Source organism: Streptomyces sp. NPDC048277 (assembly GCF_040652235.1).
Lineage (GTDB): Bacteria > Actinomycetota > Actinomycetes > Streptomycetales > Streptomycetaceae > Streptomyces.
This window is the reverse complement of sequence record NZ_JBEZLQ010000025.1, coordinates 154667-175309: the sequence shown is the minus strand read 5'-3', so window position 1 is coordinate 175309 and position 20643 is coordinate 154667. Positions and strand designations below refer to the sequence as shown.

15 protein-coding genes and 1 pseudogene are annotated in these 20643 nt (G+C 70.9%); 2 read left to right on the top strand and 14 right to left on the bottom strand.

What is annotated here, in order from left to right; all coding sequences use genetic code 11:
* From AB0D85_RS40040 to AB0D85_RS39995, 10 genes are all read right to left on the bottom strand, one after another.
* On the bottom strand, positions 1 to 916 hold a 916-nt coding region (locus AB0D85_RS40040), incomplete at its 3' end, for a histidine kinase dimerization/phosphoacceptor domain-containing protein (protein ID WP_362331896.1).
* Positions 917 to 1100: 184 nt separating this feature from the next.
* A complete protein-coding gene (locus tag AB0D85_RS40035) occupies positions 1101 to 3365 on the bottom strand; it encodes an MMPL family transporter (protein WP_362331893.1) in 2265 nt (754 codons plus the stop codon).
* Between the two features lie 170 nt (positions 3366 to 3535).
* On the bottom strand, positions 3536 to 5014 hold the full coding sequence (locus AB0D85_RS40030; protein WP_362331890.1) for a DUF1214 domain-containing protein: 1479 nt from the start codon (positions 5012 to 5014) through the stop codon (positions 3536 to 3538).
* A 338-nt stretch (positions 5015 to 5352) separates the two neighbouring features.
* Complete coding sequence (locus AB0D85_RS40025) at positions 5353 to 5733, bottom strand: Rid family hydrolase (RefSeq protein WP_362331887.1); 381 nt, start codon at positions 5731 to 5733, stop codon at positions 5353 to 5355.
* 109 nt (positions 5734 to 5842) lie between these two features.
* Positions 5843 to 7498 carry a thiamine pyrophosphate-binding protein gene (locus AB0D85_RS40020; RefSeq protein ID WP_362331884.1) on the bottom strand — a complete coding sequence of 552 codons (1656 nt, stop codon included), beginning with the start codon at positions 7496 to 7498 and terminating at the stop codon, positions 5843 to 5845.
* A 58-nt stretch (positions 7499 to 7556) separates the two neighbouring features.
* On the bottom strand, positions 7557 to 8888 hold the full coding sequence (locus tag AB0D85_RS40015) for a M20/M25/M40 family metallo-hydrolase (RefSeq protein WP_362331881.1): 1332 nt from the start codon (positions 8886 to 8888) through the stop codon (positions 7557 to 7559).
* A 10-nt stretch (positions 8889 to 8898) separates the two neighbouring features.
* Positions 8899 to 9663: an amino acid ABC transporter ATP-binding protein gene (locus AB0D85_RS40010; RefSeq protein ID WP_362331878.1), complete on the bottom strand. Its 765-nt coding sequence runs from the start codon at positions 9661 to 9663 to the stop codon at positions 8899 to 8901.
* Positions 9660 to 10499: an amino acid ABC transporter permease gene (locus AB0D85_RS40005; protein WP_362331875.1), complete on the bottom strand. Its 840-nt coding sequence runs from the start codon at positions 10497 to 10499 to the stop codon at positions 9660 to 9662. The genes AB0D85_RS40010 and AB0D85_RS40005 overlap by 4 nt, the downstream gene beginning before the upstream one ends.
* Before the next feature lie 4 nt (positions 10500 to 10503).
* Positions 10504 to 11469, bottom strand: a complete 966-nt coding sequence (locus AB0D85_RS40000) for an ABC transporter substrate-binding protein (protein WP_362331872.1) — start codon at positions 11467 to 11469, stop codon at positions 10504 to 10506.
* A 339-nt stretch (positions 11470 to 11808) separates the two neighbouring features.
* Complete coding sequence (locus tag AB0D85_RS39995; protein WP_362331869.1) at positions 11809 to 12804, bottom strand: pyridoxal-phosphate dependent enzyme; 996 nt, start codon at positions 12802 to 12804, stop codon at positions 11809 to 11811.
* Between the two features lie 97 nt (positions 12805 to 12901).
* Here AB0D85_RS39995 and AB0D85_RS39990 point away from each other — a divergent pair, with 97 nt between their 5' ends.
* Positions 12902 to 13819 (top strand): LysR substrate-binding domain-containing protein, encoded by a 918-nt coding sequence (locus tag AB0D85_RS39990; protein WP_362331866.1) that lies wholly within the window; start codon positions 12902 to 12904, stop codon positions 13817 to 13819.
* Between the two features lie 20 nt (positions 13820 to 13839).
* Here the strand turns inward: AB0D85_RS39990 and AB0D85_RS39985 are convergent, their stop codons facing one another.
* Positions 13840 to 14967: an aminotransferase gene (locus AB0D85_RS39985; RefSeq protein WP_362331863.1), complete on the bottom strand. Its 1128-nt coding sequence runs from the start codon at positions 14965 to 14967 to the stop codon at positions 13840 to 13842.
* Complete coding sequence (locus AB0D85_RS39980) at positions 14967 to 15875, bottom strand: hypothetical protein (RefSeq protein ID WP_362331860.1); 909 nt, start codon at positions 15873 to 15875, stop codon at positions 14967 to 14969. Before AB0D85_RS39980 ends, AB0D85_RS39985 begins: the two co-directional genes overlap by 1 nt.
* A gap of 62 nt (positions 15876 to 15937) precedes the next feature.
* Between AB0D85_RS39980 and AB0D85_RS39975 the strand changes: the two genes are divergently transcribed.
* Positions 15938 to 16507, top strand: coding sequence for an XRE family transcriptional regulator (locus AB0D85_RS39975; RefSeq protein ID WP_362331857.1), 570 nt, complete (start codon positions 15938 to 15940; stop codon positions 16505 to 16507).
* A gap of 116 nt (positions 16508 to 16623) precedes the next feature.
* Here AB0D85_RS39975 and AB0D85_RS39970 read toward each other — a convergent pair.
* Both AB0D85_RS39970 and AB0D85_RS39965 read right to left on the bottom strand, forming a co-directional pair.
* Positions 16624 to 17044: pseudogene (locus AB0D85_RS39970) on the bottom strand (ABC transporter substrate-binding protein); the annotation flags it as partial.
* A gap of 97 nt (positions 17045 to 17141) precedes the next feature.
* On the bottom strand, positions 17142 to 20486 hold the full coding sequence (locus AB0D85_RS39965) for a S8 family peptidase (protein WP_362331854.1): 3345 nt from the start codon (positions 20484 to 20486) through the stop codon (positions 17142 to 17144).
* Between the last annotated feature and the right edge of the window lie 157 nt (positions 20487 to 20643).

Genomic DNA, 20643 nt, shown 5'->3' with positions numbered 1-20643 from the left:
CCGGGGGGGGGGGGGGGGCGCGGGGGCCCTGCGTCGTGGCCTGGGGGGCGTCCGCGCGGACGACCGCGAGCAGACGACGCAGTTCGGCGAGGGCGCCGCGCCCGCTGTCGGCGATGATGCGCAGGGTCTCGGCGCCCCGTCTGGGCGAGGTCTCGGCGAGCCCGGCGGCGCCGTCGGCGAGCCCCACCATCACGGACAGGGTGTGGCCGAGGATGTCGTGCATCTCCCGGGCGACCCGGGCCCGTTCGTCGGCCACGGCGAGCCGCGCCCGCTGGTCACGTTCCGTCTCCAGGCGGACGGCACGGTCCTCAAGGGCGGCGACGTAGGCGCGGACGATCCGGCCGGCCAGCCCCAGCCCGACCGCGGCCAGCGTGCCGACGACCAGCACGGTCACCATGGCCGGCACCTGGGTGAGATAGGCGGTGGGCCCGTACGAGGAGAGGATCAGGCCGGTCACGACCGCCTCGGGGAGGCTGACCGCGAGGGCGACGGCCAGTTCGACCGGGGTTCCCAGCCGGGCCACGTTGTACAGGGCCACGAGCCGGCTGGCGTTGGAGCCCGTCATGACGCCGGTGGCCATGTCCGCCACGGACACCGCCGCGACGACCGCGAAGACCGGCATGGGCCGGCGCTCCCGCCACAGCAGGGGGACGGTGAGTCCGAGCACCAGCGCCACCACCACGGGGACGCCCGGCCCGGAACCGCCGATGGCCTTCGCCAGCGCCGGGAGTCCGAATATGGCCAGCAGGACCGGCAGCCCCCAGCGCCTGACCCTCGGGTGCGCCTGGTCGGCCCGGTTCACCCGCGCCGACCAGGAAAGGAGCCGGACGATCATGCGGTGCTCGGAGTCGCCCAGCAGGGTCGCGGGATCGACGGCCGACTCCGTCGTCGGCGGCGCTGGCGGCGGTGAGGTCATGACGTGCGTCTCCATGGTGCAGGAGGACCGCCCGCCGTTCCCTTCGGGGGAGTTGGGGACCGGCGGGCGGGGTCGGGGGTGTCGGCCGAGGTCCGGTCCGGTCCGGGCTGACCGGAACCGATCACGGCCGATCGAGGCCGATCAGGGGTGGCCCGTCCCTGGACCGGATCGTACGGCCGTCGGCTCAGCTTCGGCCGGGCGACGCGGGCGCCAGCGGTTCGTGCGGCTCGTGTGACTCCTGCGGCTCCTGCGGTACGGCGTCTTCGGCGTCGGTGTCCCGCTGCTCGGCCAGGTCGTGCTGGAGCTTCTCCCCCTCGACGTCCACGTTGGGCAGGTACCGGTCGAGCCACGTCGGCAGCGCCCAGGCGCGGCGGCCGAGCAGGGTCATCACGGCCGGTACCAGGGTCATGCGGACCACGAAGGCGTCGAACAGGACGGCGGAGGCGAGGCCCAGGCCGATCGACTTGATCAGGGCGACGTCGTCGAGCAGGAAGCCGCCGAACACGGAGATCATGATGACGGCCGCGGCCGTGACCACCCGGGCGCTGTGCCGGAAGCCGGCGACGACCGCCTCGGTGGGCTCGGCCCCGTGGACGTACGCCTCACGCATCCGGGTGACCAGGAAGACCTCGTAGTCCATGGCGAGGCCGAACACCACGCCGACCAGGAAGATCGGCAGCACGCTCACGATCGGCGAGGTCTGGTCGACACCGAGGGCGCTCGCGAACCAGCCCCACTGGAAGACCGCGACCACGACACCGAGCGTGGCGGCGAGGCTGAGCAGGAAGCCGAGGGCGGCCTTGAGCGGCACCAGCAGCGAGCGGAAGACCAGCAGCAGGAGCACCAGGGCCAGGCCCACGACCACGGCGAGGTAGGGCACGAGGGCGTCGGAGAGCTTGGCGGAGACGTCGATGTTCAGCGCGGTCAGACCGGTGACCATCATCGCCGCGCCGGTGTCGCCCTGGTACGAGGCACCCTGGTCGCGGATGTTCGAGACCAGGTCGATCGTCGCCTGGCTGTTCGGGGAGCTGTCCGGCACGACCCGGATCAGCGCCACGTCCCCGGAGGCGTTGAACTGGGCCGGGCTGACGGAGGCGACGTCGTCCATCTTCTTGAGCAGGGTGACGGCGTCGGTGGCCGCGCTCTTCGCGCCGTCGCTGTCGCGGGCGTCGACGACCACGGTCAGCGGACCGTTGTAGCCGGCGCCGAAGCCCTTGGTCACGGTGTCGTAGGCGATGCGTGCGCTGCTGCCGGGGGCGGCGACGGAGTCGTCGGGCATCGCCGTCTCCAGCGACAGCGCGGGAACGGCCAGGGCCAGCAGGCCTACGACGGACACGGCGAGCATCTTCACGGGGTTGCGGGTGACGAACTTCGCCCAGCGCACGCCCATCGGCAGGCCGTGGCCGTGCTCCAGCCGCCTCATCCGCCGGGTCTTGAGCCTGCCCTCGAAGATCCGCGTCCCGGCGAAGCCGAGCATCGCCGGGAGCAGGGTCAGCGCGATGAGCACCGCGAGCGCCACCGCGAAGGCCGCCGACAGACCGATGTCGGTCATCATCCGGATGCCGATGACGCTGAGCCCGGCCAGCGCGATGATCACGGTGAGACCGGCGAACACGACCGCGGATCCGGCGGTGCCCAGGGCCCGCCCCACGGCCTCCTCGGGGGCGTGGCCCTCCTTCAGCTCGTTGCGGTACCGGGAGACGATGAACAGCGCGTAGTCGATGGCGACCGCCAGGCCCAGCATCAGGGCGAGGGTCGGGGCGGAGGAGCTGAGGTTCCACAGGTGGGTGGCGATGGTGATCGAGAGCATCGCCATGGCGACACCGAAGACCGCGGTCAGCAGCGGCAGTCCGGCGGCGGCCAGCGACCCGAAGGTGATGACCAGCGCGACCGCCGCGACCGCGAGCCCGATCAGCTCGGAGGCACCGCTCTCGGCCTTCTCCTTGACGGCGTTGCCGCCCATGCTGACGGTGAGCCCCGCCTTGCCGCCTTCCTCGGCGACCTTGTGCAGGGCGTCCTTGGCCGCCCCGCTGACGTCGGCCTGCGCGACGCTGAGGGTCACCTGCGTGTAGGCGATGGTGCCGTCCTCGCTGACCGCGCCGGAGAGGTACGGGTCCGAGACGCTCGCCACCTGCGGAGCCGTCTTCAGCTCGCCGACAAGGCTCTCGACCTCCTTCTTGGCGCTGCCGGCGGTCAGCTTCTTCCCGTCCGCCGTCTCGAAGACGATGCGCGCGCTCGCCCCGGACGCCGACGCCTGCGGGAACTCCTTCCCCAGCAGGTCCAGTGCCCGCTGCGACTGGCTGCCGGGGATCGTGAAGCTGTCGCTAGCGCTGCCCGACGTCTTCACGGCGCCGAGCCCGAGGCCCGCCACTACGACGATCCACAACAAGGTGACCAGCCGGCGTCGCCGGAAGGCGAGCCGGCCCAGCCGGTACAGGAACGTGGCCACGGAGTACTCCCGGTCCTTGGAAGAGGGCCGGTCTGATCGCCGGGCCCGAAAATCACGCTAGGAGCGCTCCGAGCCGCATCAGCGGCACAAACGGACCGAATAACGGCAGTGGCCGTAGTACTTGAGTACTACGGCCACTCATCCACCGACCTGCCGACCTGCCGATCCGCTCAGACAGCCGTGGGCATCTTCTCCAGGCGCGGCGCCTGCCAGTCACCGTTCAGCGCGCTGTCCTGCGGGCAGTAGACGCGCATGACGTACATGAACGCGCCGGCCGCCGTCGGCAGCCAGTTGCTCTCGGGTGTGGTGGTCGGTGCGTCGGGCTGGAGGTAGACGTCGGTGGTGCCGTCCGCGTTGGCCGCCAGCGCCGACCGGTCGTTGATCTTGTAGCGGCCGATCGGGTTGACCGGCACGTCCATCTGCACGCCGTAGTACGCGATGAGCGTCCAGAAGCCGCCTTCCCTGAACGGCGGGAACGCGTCCTTCTGGAAGCGGATCCGGTAGGTGTGGGAGCCGTCCAGCGCGTTGCCGTCCGAGTCCACCTGGGTGCCGTAGCCCTTGAACACCGCGGGCGGGTTCACGCTGGGGGGCTGGTAGTAGTAATAGGCGTCGCGCACGTGGTAGTCGCCGCCGACCGCCAGGGCGTCGCCGTCGACGGTGGCCCAGCCGTCCTCGGTGTACGAGTACTTCGCGTAGTACTCGGGGAAGTCGCTCTCGAAGTCGTGCGGGACGGCGTTCAGTCGGTCGGCGAGGTCGGGGTCGAAACCGTCGAGGGTGAACGTCAGGCCGGGGCCGATGCCGTACTTCTCGAAACACGCGGCGAGGTCCGCGTACGCGTCTTCCGGCGGATTCTCGGCCGAGAGCCGGTTGTACCGCGCGAAGAACTCGACGACGGTGAGGCCGGCCTTCTCCGTGTACACGTTGTAGTCCAGGCTCGGGTCGACGGTGCCGGCCGGAGGGACGTAGTCCGTGTCCCCGTAAGCGGAGAGCGGGCGGATGTCGATCTGCTTCTGCAGGGCGTCGACGGTCGCGTAGTCGTTCTCCACGTCGGAGAACTGCCGTATCCGGATCATCAGGAAGGCGAGGTCGCTGGTGACGGTGACCTTCTGCACGCCCTTGGGGAGCTTCGTGGTGCAGTGGGGTCCCACCAGCCCGTAGGCGGTGGCGCCCTGTCCGCCGAGCCCCTGGGTGCCGAGCGGCTGCATGACCGCTCCCCGGGAACTGGTGACCAGCAGGCCGAAGTAGCGGTCGGGATCCACCCCCGGTTTGCTGACGATGACCGGTTCGCCGGAGAGGTCGAGCACGGCGGAGGCGTAGACGGTCTCCATGTTGGGCCCGTTGGTCAGCCCGTCGTCCTCCAGGCTCTTGGCGAGCTTGAGCTGGTTGACCGGAGCCCCGTCGTAGCCGGCCCGGGTGACATTGGTCCTGGGGAGCAGTCCGATCTCGTTGGCGACGAGGGCGTACCCGAACAGGAACGCGTCGTAGATGTCGTCGTAAGACTGATCGTCGTAGCTCTGGTCGCCGCCGGTCGTGGCGGTGTCGTCGGCGGTGGCCGCCGTCGCCCTGTCCGGCCGTTGGGTCGCGACCCCGGCGGCCATCGCCATTCCGGCGAGCAGCAGGCTGCGGCGCCGGATCCTCCTGTCCGTCACTTGTCCCCCTCCCCCTTGCCCGCGCTTGCGGACCGCGTGGGCCCAGGGGCCGGGATTGCTGTCCGGGACATGGCCAAACCTCCGTACGATCGATGAGCCGAGCGCATGCCGGAGAGGCGGCCGACCATGGCCGCGGAACCACAACGCACCGTCAACTCGCCTTGCTCCGACCGAAGTTCAAGCTAGTGGCGATCTTCGACGCACCCAGGTACCGGCGTGCCGATGTACGGCCGCGCGCGTAGTACCCGGGTACCGGACGACCGGCACGTTCGACCGAGCGGCGCCGTCCGCTCCATTTCCTGCTTCACAACCGCTCGGACACGTCCTCCTGGGTTTCGTCAGGTTCGGACGGCCAGTACGTCGATCTCGACGAGCGCGCCGGGCGCCAGGCCCGCGGTGACGGTGGCGCGCGGTGGGTACGGCGTCGGCAGGACGCTGCGGTAGGCGTCGTCCATCGCCTCGAAGTCGTCGTCTTCGGCCAGGAAGACGCGAACCATCAGGACGTCCTGCCAGTCGGCACCGTCCGCCGCGAGGACAGCGTGTACCTGTTCGAGCACGCGTCGGGTCTGGTCGGCCACGTCGGCTGCCAGCATTGTTCCGGTCGACGGATCGGTGGGCAGCTGGCCGCAGACCTGCAGGAAGGGGCCGATGCGGCGTCCCTGGCTGTAGGCGCCGCCCGGCGTGGGGGCTGCCGCTGTGGTGATGGTCGTGTAGGACATGGTGTCTCCCAGAGGGGTGAGGAACGGTTGCGGGGCCGGAACGCGCGGCGGCCGGGGCTGTCGGGTCAGGCGGAACGCGTCGCGCTCATGACGTGCTGGGGCACGGCGGTCATGCGGGCTCCAGGTGGGTGGGGGCGAACATGCGCAGCCGGGCCGGGAGTACGACGACGTGCGGCTGCCCGGAGGCGAGGGCCTTGGCGAGGTCGGCCTCAAGGCGCTTGGGGGTGGTGGTGACCGCGGGGATGGCGAATGACTGCGCCAGGACCTCGAAGTCCGGGCGCGCCAGTTCGGTGGCTGTGGCCTGGCCGAAGGCGTCGGCCATATATGCGCGGAGGATGCCGTAGCCGCCGTCGTCGATGATCAGCCAGGTCACGGGCAGGTTGTGCTGGCGGATGGTGGCGAGTTCGGCCAGCGAGTACATGGCGCCGCCGTCGCCGCTGACGGCGAGGACGGGTGCGCCGTCGAGAGCGGCGGCCGCGCCGATGGCGGCGGGCAGTCCGTAGCCGAGACCGCCGGCGCCTTGCGCCGATTGGAAGGCGCCGCCGCGCGGGTCGAAGGCGGACCAGGCCCAGTAGCCGAGGATGGTCATGTCCCAGAAGCTGGGGGTGTCATCGGGCAGGGCTTCGCGTACGGCGGCCAGGACCTGCTCCTCGAACCGGAGATCCTGGCTTCGGATGCGTGCGCCGATGCGCGCCAGCACGTCGGCGACCGCGTCCTGGGGCTGGGCGTGCCGGCCGCGTGGGGCTACGGCCGTGCCGAGGTGTTCCAGGGCGGTGCGCGCGTCGGCGTGGATACCGAGTGCGGGGTGGTTGGACTCCAGCTTGCCCAGGTCGGCCTCGATCTGGATGAGGCGGCCCTTGGGGGCGAAGGTGTGGTAGTTGCTGGAGAGTTCACCCAGGCCGGTGCCGGCCACGAGCAGGGCGTCGGCGTTCTCCAGGAATTCGGTGAGGTGGCGGTCCTCCAGCCAGGACTGCAGGGACAGGGGGTGGTTCCAGGGGAAGGCTCCCTTCCCGCCGAACGTGGTCGCCACCGGGGCCTGTAGTCGTTCTGCCAGGTCCAGCAAGGCCTGTTGACCCTGTGCACGGACCACGCCTCCGCCCGCCAGGATCGCCGGGCGGTCGGCCGCGTCCAGGATGCGGGCCGCTTCCGTGATGACCTCGGCGCGCGGGCGCACGGGCAGCGCCGGTGCCGTCAGGTTGTCGACCGGCGGAACGGTGACCGGCGCCAGGAGGATGTCCTGCGGCACTTCGACCCAGACCGGGCCGGTGGGGGCGGTTGCCGCCTCCTGCCATGCCTGGGCTATCGCCGAGGGGATCTGCGAGGCGGTACGCGCGATCCGGGTGGACTTGACCACTCCCCGCGCGATGGCCTGTTGATCGGGCAGCTCGTGCAGAAAGCCGCGCCGGGCGCCGCCGAGTCCCGCGGAGGGAATCTGACTACTGATCACGAGCACCGGCGCCGAGGCCGCCATGGCCTCTTGCAGGCCTGCCAGTGCCGTGAGAGCGCCGGGTCCGGTCGACAGCAGCAGCGGGGTGACCACTCCGGTGATACGGGCATGCCCGTCGGCCGCGAAGGCGGCGTTGTTCTCGACTCGGCTGGAGACGAAACGCAGGCTGCTGTGCCTGAGCGCGTCGAACAGCCCCAGGGCGTGCTGCCCGGGGATGCCGAAGACGGTGGAGGCGCCGAGGGCCTCCAGGGATTCGACGACGAGGTCGCCGCCGTTGCGGCGACGGATGCTGGATCCGTTCGGGATGGACTCGTTCATGGCTACCTGTGGGTTGTGGGTGCTGAGGCTTTCAGTCCGGATTTCAGTTGTCCGGATTTCAGTTGTCGGTGAGGAACCGGTGCAGAGTGCGGGCTCCGAAGCGGAGGCTGTCGAGAGGGACACGCTCGTCGGTCCCGTGGAACATGGCCGCGAAGTTGAAGCCCGGGGGCAGTTGCAGCGGGGCGAAACCGAACCCCTGGATACCCAGCGGGGCGAAGGAGGCGTTGTCGGTCGAGGCGGAAGAGCAGTACGGGATCACCGTCGCTGTGGGGTCTTCGGCACTCAGGGCCTGGTGCATGGCGGAGATCAGCGAGCCGTTGGGGTCCACCTCGTCCGCGGCCGTGAAATCCATGACGTCGACCTGTATGCCGGGTCCGACGACGTCGGCGACGGTGCGCAGGAACTCCTCGTGAAGGCCGGGGACGAAGCGTCCGTCCACCAGTGCTTCCGCGTGCGACGGGACCACGTTGACGGTGTCTCCGGCCCGCAGCACGGTCGGATTGGCCACGTGCCGCAGGGAGGAGCTGATCATCCCCGCGACGGGGGCGAGGGGGGTGCCGCCGAGGTCGTCTTCCGTCACGTCGATCCCGGTCAGATCCCGCAGCTCGTTCGTCATGCGGGTGGTGGTCGCGGTGAGCTCGAGCGGCCAGGTGTGCCGGGCGAGCCGGGTCACGGCCGCAGCCAGGTGCGCGGTGGCGTTGTCGTTGGTGATCATCGAGCCGTGGCCGCGCGTGCCGCGGGCCCTCAGACGCAGCCAGGCGACGCCCTTGCGCGCGGTCTCGATGAGATAGACGCGCCGGTCGGCGCCGGGCACGTCGATGGAGAATCCGCCGCACTCGCTCACGGCCTGGTCGCAGCCGTCCAGGAGATCGCGATGGTGGGTGGCGAGCCACCGTGAACCGAGGTCACCGCCGGCCTCCTCGTCCGCGAGGAACGCCAGGACGATGTCCCGGGCGGGCAGTTCACCGCTGCGGGCCAGCCGTCGCACGGCAGCCAGGATCATCGCGTTCATGTTCTTCATGTCGACGGCGCCTCGACCCCACAGGCAGCCGTCCCGGATCTCCCCGGCGAACGGGTCGACGGACCAGTCGTGCGGGTCGGCGGGCACGACATCGAGGTGTCCGTGCACGAGCAGGGCCGGGCGCGAGCGGTCGCGTCCGGGAATCCTCGCGACCACGCTGGTGCGACGGGGGCCGGCTTCGAGCAGGGTGCTGTCGATGCCTACCTCGTCCAGCCGGTGGGCGACGTACTCGGCCGCCTGCCGTTCCCCCGGGCCGGTGCCGTCGAAGTAGTTGCTGGTGTCGATGCGGATCAGGTCCCGGCACAACTCGACCACTTCGTCGAGTCCCCGCTGGTCCGGTTCCACGGCCGTGGCGTCTGGTGTGATCATGGATGGCCTCCTACAGGACCTGGGCGAGGAAGGCGCGGGTGCGTTCGTGGCCGGGAGTGGTCAGGACGTCCTTGGCGGAGCCGTGCTCGATGACGCAGCCGCCGTCGAGGAAGGCGACCTGGTCGGCGACCTCACGGGCGAAGCCCATCTCGTGGGTGACGACCACCATGGTCATTCCCGACTCGGCGAGGTCCCGCATGACTTGCAGTACCTCGCCGACGAGTTCGGGATCGAGGGCGGAGGTCGGTTCGTCGAAGAGCATCAGTTCCGGCCGCATGGCGAGGGCACGGGCGATGGCGACCCGCTGCTGCTGGCCTCCCGACAGCTGGGAGGGGTAGTGGTTCTCCCGGCCGGCGAGGCCGACACGGGCGAGGAGGGTGTGGGCCTCCTCCTCGGCTTCGTCCCGGGTGCGGCCCAGAACCCGTTGCGGGGCCTCGGTGATGTTCTGCAGCGCCGTCATGTGCGGGAAGAGGTTGAAGCGCTGGAAGACCATGCCGATGCGGCTGCGGCGACGGGCGATCTCCTTCTCGGAGAGCTCTTGGAGGTAGCCGTCGTGGCGGCGGTAGCCGACGAGTTCACCGGCGACGTACAGCTGTCCGGAGTCGATGCGCTCCAGGTGGTTGATGCAGCGCAGGAACGTGCTCTTGCCGGAACCGCTGGGGCCGATCAGGCAGGCGACCTCGCCCTGTTCGACGGTGAGGTCGATGCCCTTGAGGATCTCGTTGTGGCCGAACGCCTTGTGTACGCCGATCGCGCTGACCATGGGCGTGCTCATCGTGACCTCCCGGCCGCTGCGGCCCGCTCGGAGTTCTTGGAGGGTTGCCCCTTGCGGGCGGACCCCGGCAGGGTGCCGCGGCCGTAGTACTTCTCCAGCTGACGCTGGCCGAGGGTGAACAGGGCGGTGAGCGCCAGGTACCAGAGGGAAGCCACCACCAGGAGCGGGATGACCTTGCCCATCGGCGGCACGATCACCCGCATCGCCTGCGGCAGGACGACGCGGCGCATCGTCGTGGCCGGAGTCAGGCCCAGGGCACAGGCCGCTTCACGCTGGCCGGGGTCCACGGAGTCGATGCCGCCGCGGACGATCTCGGCGGCGTAGGCGATCTCGTTGAGGCCGAGCGCCAGGATCGCGGCGGTGGTCGCCGAGACCAGGCTGCTGGTCGGGGCCGAGTACAGGACGACGTCGGTGAAGGGGATCCCGATGGTCAGGTGGGGGAAGAACGCCCCGATGAAGCCCCAGAAGATGATCTGCACCAGGACCGGCGTGCCGCGGAACAGCGCGGTGTAGGAGGCCGCGATCGCGCGCAGCACGTAGTTGTCGGACAGTGCCATGACCGCGATCAGGGTGCCGCCGACCACGCCGATCAGCATGCTGATCACGGTCAGGTAGAACGTCACCCACACGCCCTTGACGGTGAGTTGGGCGAACAGGTAGGCGCCGACGGTGTGCCAGTCGACGTTGGGGTTGGTGGCGAAGCTCCAGACGATGCCGGCGGCGCAGAGCACGGCCGCGACGGCCATGGCGGTACGGCCCGGCCTGCGGAGTCTGCGGACGGGGAGGTCGGCGTCGTGAACAGCCGACGGCATGGCGGTGGAAGGAACGGACGTCATCGGGTCAGTCCTCCGCCTTGTTGACGGAGGGAGCGCTCACCGCGATGTGGCCGGCGCCGTAGGCGTCGAGGATCTTGCCGTAGGTACCGTCCTTGATCAGGCCGGCCAGGGCTCTGCGGACGGCTTCGCGAAGGACGGGCTGGTCCTTGGGCAGTCCGATGCCCATCGGCACGGCGTCATAGCCGTTGGGTGCGGCCGGGTCCGTGAGGACCTCGACCGAGTCGTCCTTCTGCGCGGAGTAGCGCAGGGCCGGCAGGTCGCCCAGGATCGTGTCGGCCTTGCCGGTCTTGATCGCCAGCAACGCGTCCGAGAACTGCGGGAAGGTCTTGACCGTGACAGCCTGCTTGCCGGCGGCCTTGCACGTGCGGCTCCGCTTGTTCAACAGGGCCACCTGCTGGGCGCCGGTCTGCGCCGCTGCCGTCCTGCCGCACAGGTCCGACAGCGTCTTGATCCCGCCGGGATTGCCCTTGACCACGAGGATGGCGGAGCCCGAGCGGGCGTAGTCGACGAAGTCGACGGTCTTCTCCCGTTCCTTCGTGTCGAACAGACCGGCCATCAGCACGTCGTACTTCTTCGCCTGCAGGCCGGGAAGCAGGCCGTCGAAGGGCTGCTGGGAGAACTCGAACGGCACCCCCAGCCGCTTGCCCAGGGCGTGGCCGAGGTCGATCTCCAGACCGGTGAGCTTCTTCTCCGCCGCGAACATCTCGAAGGGCGGGAAGGGCGCGTTGGTGGCGACCTGGATGCGGCCCGCCTTCTTGTAGCTGTCCGGCACCATGGCGTACAGCGCGGGATCGCGCTTGACCGACACCTGGGCCCCGGCCTGGCCGGCGGCCGACGCGGAGGCGGCGGTGCCGGCGTCGTCGGGGTTGGCACAGGCGGGGGCGAGGGCCAGGACGACGCCCGTCGCCAGGACTGCTCGGATACCCGGGCGAGTGCGTCGCCGAGGCAACGCGGCTGTGCGTGTGGACATGGTTTCTCCTTGGGGGCACTGCGCGGGGCGGGGAGTGCATGAGCGGAGCGGTGAGGGCCGGCCGGGAGGTCGGGCGCGCACCGGAGGAAGGCGGTGGTCCCCACGGTGGGGCTGCGGACGCCGGCCGCGGTGCGGTCGGCGGTGCGGTCGGCGGTGTCGTCGGACTCGCGCCTTGTGGCCGAAACTCGGCCGACTGGTGGCAAGAGGGTAGGGGTCCCGCCGGTCGGGCAAGGAGACTGTGCTGCTGTCGCTGTACGTAAGCGGTACTTATGCTCGCCGGGGAGCGCCAGGAGTTGTGCCCCTGGGCCCACAGGCGTGCGAGGGAGCCAGTCGCGCAGGTCAGGCGGCTGTTTCCAGGGCTGTTGTGAGGGCCGGCAGGGTGATGTTGCGGCCGGAGACGACGGCCACGGCGCGGCCGTGGACCGGCACCTTGCCCGCGAGCAGGGCCGCGACGGCGGCCGCGCCGGAGCCTTCGGCCACGTAGCCGCGTTCGGTGACCAGGTAGCGGATCGCCGCGCGGATCTCGGCCTCGGTGACCGTCACCATGGCCTCGACGTGCCGGGCGATCAGGCCGGGCGTCACCGAGCCGGGCTCGATGTTGCCGGCCATGCCGTCGGCGAGGGTCTCCCCGATGCTCACGGTGACCTGCCGACCGGCCCGTACGGCCGCGCTCACCGCCGTGGACACCTCGGCCTCCACGCCCACCACCCGGACGCCGGGACGGGTCGCGGCCCACAGCCCCAGGCCGGAGGCCAGCCCTCCCCCGCCGACGCCGCACACCACTGTCAGGTCGCCGTCCAGCTGCGTGTCCAGTTCCCGGCCGATGGTCGACTGACCGGCGATGACGTGCGGATCGTTGTATCCGGACAGATAGTGGGCACCTTGCTCGGCGAGGGCCAGAGCATGCGCCTCGGCCTCGTCGAAGGAGCGTCCGACCTGCACCAGGTCGGCGCCGAGCCGGCGCAGCAGGGAGACCTTGGCCGGGGAGGCGTTCTCGGCGACCACGACGGTGGCCGGGCGGCCGAGCGCGAGGGCCGCGTAGGCCACGCCCGCCCCGTGGTTGCCGGCGGACGCGGTGACGACACGGGTGCCCTCGGGGAGAGCGGAGAGCGCGGCGAGCGCTCCGCGGACCTTGAAGGAACCCGTGGGCTGCAGGGACTCCAGCTTGAGCGCGAAGTGCGTGCTGCCGGTGGATCCGGCACCGAGGTCGACCGGGGTGGGAGGCAGGCGGGTACTGACCGTCCGCCACGCATGGTCCAGGTCAGCGGGCGACGGCGGCCGGACGAGGCGCGGGGCGGGCTGGTCCGCCTGGGAGTCGGGAGGTGTGGACAACATGGTTCTCCTGGAGGTCATCGTGGTGTCCGGTCACGTTCTCCCAGCCGGGAAGCATCAGGAAATATCCTTCTGCTTCATCTGAGCTTATGCTTTTCTTATGCTCGATCCTCGCAGGCTGAGCCTGCTGCGCGACATCGCCAGGTCTGGCTCCATCGCGGGCGCCGCTCGGCTCGCGGGGTGCACGGCCTCGGCCGCCTCCCAGCAACTGTCCGCCCTGGAGCAGGAGTTGGACGTCGCCCTGCTGGAACGCTCCGCGCGCAGTGTCCGCCTGACCGAGGCGGGCCGCATCCTGGCCGAGCACGCGAACCGCGTCCTGGCCGAACTCGACGCCGCCCAGGAAGCCGTCCGCGCCGTCTCCGGTCTGCACGGGGGCAGAGTGCGCGTCGCCGCGTTCGCCACCGCCGCCTCCACCTTGGTCCTGCCCGCCCTCATGGCCTTCCGGCAGCGGCACGGCGAGGTCTCCCTGACGTTCAGGGAGGTCGAGCCCGAGGAGGCGATCCCCGCTGTGGCGGCCGGGGAGATCGACCTCGCCGTCACCCATCAGTACGAGCGACTGCCGCGGCCCGATCTGCGCGGGCTGCAACAGCTCCATCTCCACCGCGACCGGCTGCTGCTCGCCGTTCCTCCGCATCTGCACCGGGCGGGACGGACGACGGCACGGCTGCGCGACTATGCCGGCGCCGTCTGGCTGTCGACCGTGCCGAGCGAGGGATTCCAAGCGGTCACCGAACTCCTGTGCCGCTCCGAGGGCTTCGAACCGGAGATCGCCTTCCGCTCCGACCATTACGAGATGCTGCTCGACATGGTGGCCGCCGACTTCGGCGTGGCCCTCGTTCCCGGGCTCGCGGCTGTGCCACGGGCCGGCGTGACCTACCTGGAGATCGTGGAGCCGGCGGGGGTGGCCCGGGACATCCACCTCACCGTGCGCACCGCCGATTCCTCGACTGCGACGCGTGCGCTCACACAGTTGTTCCTCCAGCGGCGCACCGTCGGCCGACCGGGACATGCCCCGTGACCGGTGAGTGGTGACGAAGACTACGACTGGGCGAGGTGGTCGAGGAACTGACCGACGAGGTCCAGGCCGGTACGCAGGGTCTCGGTGTCGTCGGCGAAGCCGATGCGGACGGTGTGTTCGATGCCGAAGGCGGCGCCGGGGGTGAAGATGACTCCGGTCCGCTCCAGCAGGCGGGTGCAGAACTCGTAGGAACCGATCGGGGCGCGGTAGCGCAGGAGTGCGGTGGTGCCCGAGGACGGCCTGACGTAGCCGATGTCGTCGCGGCCGCCGATCCACTCGTCCAGGATGGCGAGGTTGGTGCGGGTGATCCGGTGGGCGCGGGCCAGGATCGCGTCCTTGTTCTCCAGCGCGACAGACGCCAGCAGATCGTCGACGCGGCCGACGCTGACGGTGGTGTAGTCCCGGTGCGTGGAGACGTCGGCCAGCAGTCCGGCCGGTCCGACGATCCAGCCCAGGCGCAGTCCGGCCAGCGAGTACGGCTTGGACATACTGCCGGTGGAGATGCCCCGCTCGTACAGGTCGGCGATCGAGGCGGTGAAGCCGTCGCCGCCCTGGTCCACGCCTCGGTAGACCTCGTCGCACAGCACCCACGCCCCGGCCCGCCGCGCGATCTCGGCGATCCGCTTCAGGCCGGCCTCGTCGATCAGCGCGCCGGTGGGGTTGTTGGGGTTGTTGACGGCGATGAGTCTGGTGTCCGCGGTGACCAGGCGGTCGAGTGCGTCGAGGTCGGGCAGCCAGCCGTGCTCCTCGCGAAGCGGCAGCTGGTCGACGCGGGCGCCGTAACTCTCGGGGATGGAGTAGTGCTGCTGGTAGGTGGGGACCACGGCCACGACATGGTCGCCGGGTTCGACGAGGGTGGTGTGCACGAGTGCGTTCGCGCCGATCGCCCCGTGGGTGATCAGGACGTTGTCCGGGCCCTGCGTCGCGTACAGGCCCGCGACCAGGCCGCGCAGGCGCGGGCTGCCGGGGATCGGTCCGTAGGTGAGCGGGGTGGCGGCCAGCTCGGCCAGTACCTCGTCGCGCCGGCCGGACAGGGCCAGCAGCTCGCCGGCGGTCAGTGAACGGACGCAGGTCTCGGCCAGGTTGTAGCGGCAGGTCTCCTCGTAGTCGTTCATCCAGCGCTCGACTTCGAACTCGCGGATCTTCATCAGTGCCGTTCCTCGGTCGTCGCGTTGTCGTTCTCGTAGGCGGCCCAGGCGACGGCCGCGTCCTCGATGCCCAGCCCGACGGACCGGAAGTACACGGGGCGTTCACCGCTCGGGCGCGGAGCACTGCCGGTGACCAGGTCGGCCAGGTCGCCGCGCACCAGGGCGGGATCCCAGCCCGATGCGGCGGCCTGGAGCAGTTCGGCGGCGACCCGCAGGCTGGTGCGCGCGTCCACGTACACGTCCAGTTCCGGCACCGCCGCGGGCGGGATCTCGCGCGCACCGGGGGCGTTGGTGGAGATCGAGGTGACGACCGCCCCCGCGGCGAGGTCACGAGGATCGAGTACGTCGTCGGCGGCCGAGGTGCACAGCATCACCAGGTCCGCACCCTCGACCGCCTCCTCGACGGAGGAGACGGCCTTGTCCTCGCCCTCGACTTCGTCGATCCCCACGGGCGAGAACGCGCGAACGGTCATGCCGGGGCGGACGAGGCTCAGATAGCGGGAGTGGGCGCGGCCGATACGGCCGTAGCCGATGACGGCCGCGGTGCGGGCGTCCGGCGGCAGCAGGAGGTCGGCGGCCAGCACGGTGGTGGCCGCGGTGCGCTCGGCGGTGAGGGCGGAGGCGTCGAGCAGGGCGACCGGCTCTCCGGTGGACAGGCTCATCAGCAGTGTCCAGGCCGTGACCACCGCGGGGCCGGCGGGCCGCGGCAGGTACGGGGAGACCTTGACGGCGTGGACACCGGCGGCGGGCAGTACGGCCGGGTAGTGGATGACGTCACCGCCGCCCGGCAGGTCGACGACGAACTGGCCGGGGCCGGCCGGCTCACTGTGGGAAGAATCCCCGAACGCCTCGCGGAGCGCGGCCAGCACGGCCCGCTCGGAGACATGGGGAGTGGTTATCACTCGCATGATGAGCAATATATTGCCCACCCCTACCCGCGGCAAGCTCTTTGTGCACTATATTGCTCACCATGAGCAGTGAAGTCACCGCCGGCAGCACGCAGGAGTTCGTCACCCGCATCGGCGGGCGCATCAGGGTCCTGCGCAAACAGCGCGGCTGGAGCGTGCAGCAACTGGCGGAGGCCGCCGGACTGAGCCGGCGCATGCTCACCGACATCGAACTGGGCCAGGCCAATCCGAGCCTCAGCACCGTCGACCGGGCCGCGCGGGCCCTGGACACCGACTTCGCCGCCCTCGCCCTCCCGGCACGCGACACCGCGGACGAGGAGGTCGAGGGGACGCTCGTATGGCAGGACCCCGACGGCAGCCAGGCACTCCTCCTCGGAGCAACGCAGGACCCGCGCGCCGAACTCTGGCGCTGGACCCTGGCCCCCGGTGGCGCCTACACCGCCGAGCCCGACAGACCCGGCGCACAGGAGATCCATCACGTGCTCTCCGGCCGCCTGACCCTGACACTGGAGTCCGGTCCCCACGTGCTGACGCCCGGACAGAGCGCGGTCATCGCCAGCGACCAGCAGTACGCCTACCGCAACGAAGACACCCAGCCGGTCGTCTTCGTACGCGTCGTCACCGGGGCGTAGGCCACCGGCCGGCGCCGCGAACGCCGTCCCCGGCGCGGAGCCGACCGGTGCCGTTCCGGCGGGAGAACGGCCGGGACGGGCTTCACACCCAGCCGGTGACCGGCACGTCCGTCGGATCAGGCTCCCGGGTGCAGTCCGAGCCGGCCCGGGGACGGGGCTCCCTCGACCTCGCCGGAGTACAGGGCGAAGGTCTGCTTCCAGCGCTCGATCGCCGCGCGGTCGGCCATGAAGCGCGGGAAGCCGTCGAGGTTGTTGTCGGGGTATTCCCAGATGGGCTTGAGTCCGGCCGGCGGGGTGACGTCGGTGCGGACGGACCAGCCGTTGGTGGCCGCCTTCTGCTGTTCCGGGGAGAGTCGCCAGTTGGGGTAGAGCTTGGCGGCGGTAGGATTCTCGGCCTGCTTCAGGATCGCGGCCCGCTGTCTGCCCGCCGGCGACGGCCGCGCCCGGCGTGTAGCTGCCGCGGGCGAACTGCGGGTCCTGGGTGGCGAGTCGGGCGAGCCAGTCCCAGCCGTACGTCCGCACGTAGAGCGTGTAGAGGTCACGCCCGATCTCCCGTGCCGGTACGCCGGGGGCCCGGCCGGCCGACAGCAGCCCCGGGCCATCGGCCCGGGGCTGCCGCACATGCGGGTGAGACTCACCTGCCGTAGTAGGCGTCGTAGACGGAGATCGTCGACGTGTTGTTCTTCTTGTCGGTGACCTCGGCGCGCAGGGAGACGGACTTCCCCTTCGCCGGGTTCTTCACGGTCACCCTGCCGTGCGTGACGGTGACCTTCTGCCAGGTCCGGCCGTGGTCGTACGACGCCCAGACCGCCAGCGACCTCAGGTTGGCGCCCTTGGCCGCGCCCTGGACGGTGACCGGGTAGACGGCCGTGCGGCCGGCCGGGACGGTGCTGTCCAGGGCGGTGGGCGCGTCGAAACGGACCATGGAGGCCGGCAGTTGCACGGGCAGGCCGCCCGACGGCTTCCTCGACCGGAAGGTCCAGCTCACGTCGATCCGCGAACCGGCCCTCGCGACCCCGGCAGCGCGACGCACCGACGCGGTCAGCCGGTAGGCGGCGTCGCCGGCCGGGACCTTGAACCGGCCCTTCCCGGTGACCGGGTCGCTGTTGGAGCCGATCTTCGTGCCGTTGCGGTAGAGGGTGGTGGTCGCCGAGGCGAGGTCCGAGTCACCGGCGTGCCCGGCGCCGTCGGTGAAGGGGAAGAGCTGGCCGTACAGCTGGTTCCCCTCGCGGAACAGGCCCTCCGAGGAGTTCATCCGGGGTCCGAACACCCCCGTGTCGAACCGCTGTCGGTAGGTGCGGCCCGCCTTGAGGTTCAGATAGTCGTCGGCCCACAGGTCCGCCTCGGGGACCGGGTTGCCCTCGGCGTCCTTCCTCCCGGAGTACTGGTAGAAGTCGGGCCGCCACTGGACGCCGTCGACCGCCGACACGTGGTACGTGCGGGTGCCGGGCAGCTTCTGCGGTACGGCGTCGGCGCCGGCGGACATGAAGCCGTAGCCGTTGGGCACGGAGCCGGTGAGGGCGACGGCGCCGGTCTTGCCGGAGGCCGAGGCGCCCAGGCCGATGTCCAGCGTGGCGAAGTCGCTCGCCCGGTAGTGGCGGACGTACGCCGTGATCCTCTTGACCGGCGCGGCGGCCGCGGTGTCGTACTCGGCGTTTGCGCCCTTGGTCCACTGGCCGGACCAGGTCTCGGCGAGGTGGTCGACCGGGGGGCCGACGTGTGCGACGCGGATGTCGGCGAAGGAACGCACGAGGACGCCGTTGCCGTCCGCGCCGTTCTGGCCCGGGTAGTACCGGTAGCCGACCCACGCGTTCTTCGGCTTCGCCGCCGGGTCCGGCACCGTGATGTCGGGCGACTTCGCCTTGTTCAGGTCGAGGGTGACCGTCATGTCCTTGGTGACGTTCAGCTCGGGCTGGATCAGCCAGTCGAGGCCGCCCTGGTACGTCGTCAGGTCCTGCGCGCTGGCCGACTCCAGCATGTACCTGCCCGGGGGCATCCGGACGACGGTGGTGTCGGCGGTCGACTCGGACGACAGCCAGGCGGCCGGGCCCAGACCGTCGACGGACATCAGCGAGGCGACGTGCTTCGGGGTCCGGCCGGGCCGGTTCACGTACTTGAGGGTGACGTTGTAGTGCTCGGTCTCCCGTACGACGCCGACGGCCGTGGTGACGGTCTGGCCGGCGCCGGTGGCGGTGACGCGCGCCGAGTAGCCGCCGTCGAGGCTGCCGCCCGGCTTGGTGTCCACGGTGACACCGACGGACGCGGTGCCGCCCGCGGGCACGGTGACCCGGTCCGCGCCGAGGGTGAAGAAGCCGGCCGGGGCCGCCTTGCCCGTGGGGTCGTAGCCCTGGGCGGTCAGGCTCAGCGTGACGTCCTCCGTGCCGCTGTTGCGGTACGTCAGCTGCCGGGTGACCGGGGTGTCGTCGGTGTGCGGCCACTGCTGGACCGGGAAGTCGACGGACGTCGGTGCGGCGGTGACGGTCTGGTCGACGGCCTTGTCCACCTGGATGCGGCCGGCCCCGCCCTGGAACGGCGTGTAGTCACCGCCCTTCGCGGAGCCGATGAGCGTGGCCTTCAGCTGGGCGTACGTCCAGTCGGGGTGCTCCTGCTTGAGGAGCGCGGCGGCACCGGCGACGTGCGGGGTGGCCATCGAGGTACCGGAGATGGTCAGGTAGCCGGGCGGGTTCTCACCGACCTCCTTGTCGATGACGCTGCCCTTGGCCGCCGCCGCGGTGATCGACACGCCGGGCGCGGTGACGTCCGGCTTGAGCGTGCCGTCGACGCTCGGGCCGCGGCTGGAGAAGTACGCGAGCTTGTCGGAGCCGTCGACCGCGCCGACGGTGAGCGCGTCGGCCGCGCTGCCCGGTGAGTCCAGGGTGGAGTCGCCGCCCTCGCCCTCGTTGCCGGCGGCGATGGCGAACAGGATGCCCTTCTGCTCGGACAGTCTGTTCACCTCGGCCTCCAGCGGATCGACGCCCGGGGTGTCGGCACCGCCCAGGCTGAGGTTGACGATGTCGGCGCCCTGCGCGGCGGCCCACTCCATGCCGGCCAGGATGGCGGCGTCGTCGCCCCCGCCCTCGTCGTCCAGGACCTTGGCGTTGAGGAGCTTCGCGTCCGGGGCGACGCCCTTGTACGTGCCGCCGGACTTGACGCCCGTGCCCGCGATGATCGACGCGACGTGCGTGCCGTGGCCGAAGTGGTCGGTCGTGTCGCGGGCGGCGGTGAAGTTCCTGGCCGCGATCACCTGGGTTCTCAGGTCCGGGTGGCCGGTGTCGATGCCGGTGTCCAGCACGGCGACCTTGACGCCCTTGCCGGTGTAGCCCTTGGCCCAGGCGGCGGGTGCGCCGATCTGCGGCACGGACTTGTCCAGGCTCGCCCTGCGGACCCCGTCGAGCCAGACGTGCGCGATGCCGGAGGCGGTACGGTCCCCGTCGGTGACCGCCTTCCACAGCTCGGGGGTGTCCTTGACCGGGGTCTGCACGGCATCCGCGTCGAGGGATCCGAAGGTGGCGGAGAGGGTGCCGGTCTCCCGGACGTCGGCCCTCGCGGTGCGGGCGGTGCCCTGGTAGCCGACGATGACCTTCAGGCCGTTCCGCTGGTTCTCGCGGACGGCCGCCCTGTCGAGCTCCGTGAGGTCGAACAGCCGCCGGTCGAGCGTGCCGTTCGCGACCATGCGGGCCGCGTCCATCGGGATCACCAGGGTGTGCCCGGCGACGGTGCGGACCTGTACGGGGACGCGGTCGCGGCCCTTGGCCCGCTGCAGCCCGAGGAAACGGCCCTTGGCGTCCAGGACGGCGCGGTCGCCGGTGATGAGGGTGACGAGGTGCGTGCCCTTGCCGTGATTCCCCTGGGTCTCGACGGACTTCACCGCGGCCGGTGCGGCTGTCGCCGGGGGCGGGTCGGTCAGGCCCGTGGCCAGGGCGGCGACGGCGGCGGACGCGACGGCGGTGGCCGCGGCGCGTTTGAGGTTTCTGTGCAAGCTTCCCCCTCGGTTGGAGTGTCGGTACCGAGGGTTGTGGGGCGGGGGTTGATGCACAGCCCCCGTTGATCAGCCGAAACAACCGGAACCGTCCGTGCCGGATCGGTCTCTTGTGTGGTGAGCGGTGCCTGGTTTTCAGGTGGGTTGAGGTCGTCGG

Bases quoted from the DNA above. Each gene is read 5' to 3' on its own strand.
- AB0D85_RS40025 (WP_362331887.1), bottom strand. From the start codon at position 5,733: ATGTCCTACACGACCATCACCACAGCGGCAGCCCCCACGCCGGGCGGC.
- AB0D85_RS40020 (WP_362331884.1), bottom strand. From the start codon at position 7,498: ATGAACGAGTCCATCCCGAACGGATCCAGCATCCGTCGCCGCAACGGC.
- AB0D85_RS40015 (WP_362331881.1), bottom strand. From the start codon at position 8,888: ATGATCACACCAGACGCCACGGCCGTGGAACCGGACCAGCGGGGACTC.
- AB0D85_RS40010 (WP_362331878.1), bottom strand. From the start codon at position 9,663: ATGAGCACGCCCATGGTCAGCGCGATCGGCGTACACAAGGCGTTCGGC.
- AB0D85_RS40005 (WP_362331875.1), bottom strand. From the start codon at position 10,499: ATGACGTCCGTTCCTTCCACCGCCATGCCGTCGGCTGTTCACGACGCC.
- AB0D85_RS40000 (WP_362331872.1), bottom strand. From the start codon at position 11,469: ATGTCCACACGCACAGCCGCGTTGCCTCGGCGACGCACTCGCCCGGGT.
- AB0D85_RS39995 (WP_362331869.1), bottom strand. From the start codon at position 12,804: ATGTTGTCCACACCTCCCGACTCCCAGGCGGACCAGCCCGCCCCGCGC.
- AB0D85_RS39990 (WP_362331866.1), top strand. From the start codon at position 12,902: ATGCTCGATCCTCGCAGGCTGAGCCTGCTGCGCGACATCGCCAGGTCT.
- AB0D85_RS39985 (WP_362331863.1), bottom strand. From the start codon at position 14,967: ATGAAGATCCGCGAGTTCGAAGTCGAGCGCTGGATGAACGACTACGAG.
- AB0D85_RS39980 (WP_362331860.1), bottom strand. From the start codon at position 15,875: ATGCGAGTGATAACCACTCCCCATGTCTCCGAGCGGGCCGTGCTGGCC.
- AB0D85_RS39975 (WP_362331857.1), top strand. From the start codon at position 15,938: ATGAGCAGTGAAGTCACCGCCGGCAGCACGCAGGAGTTCGTCACCCGC.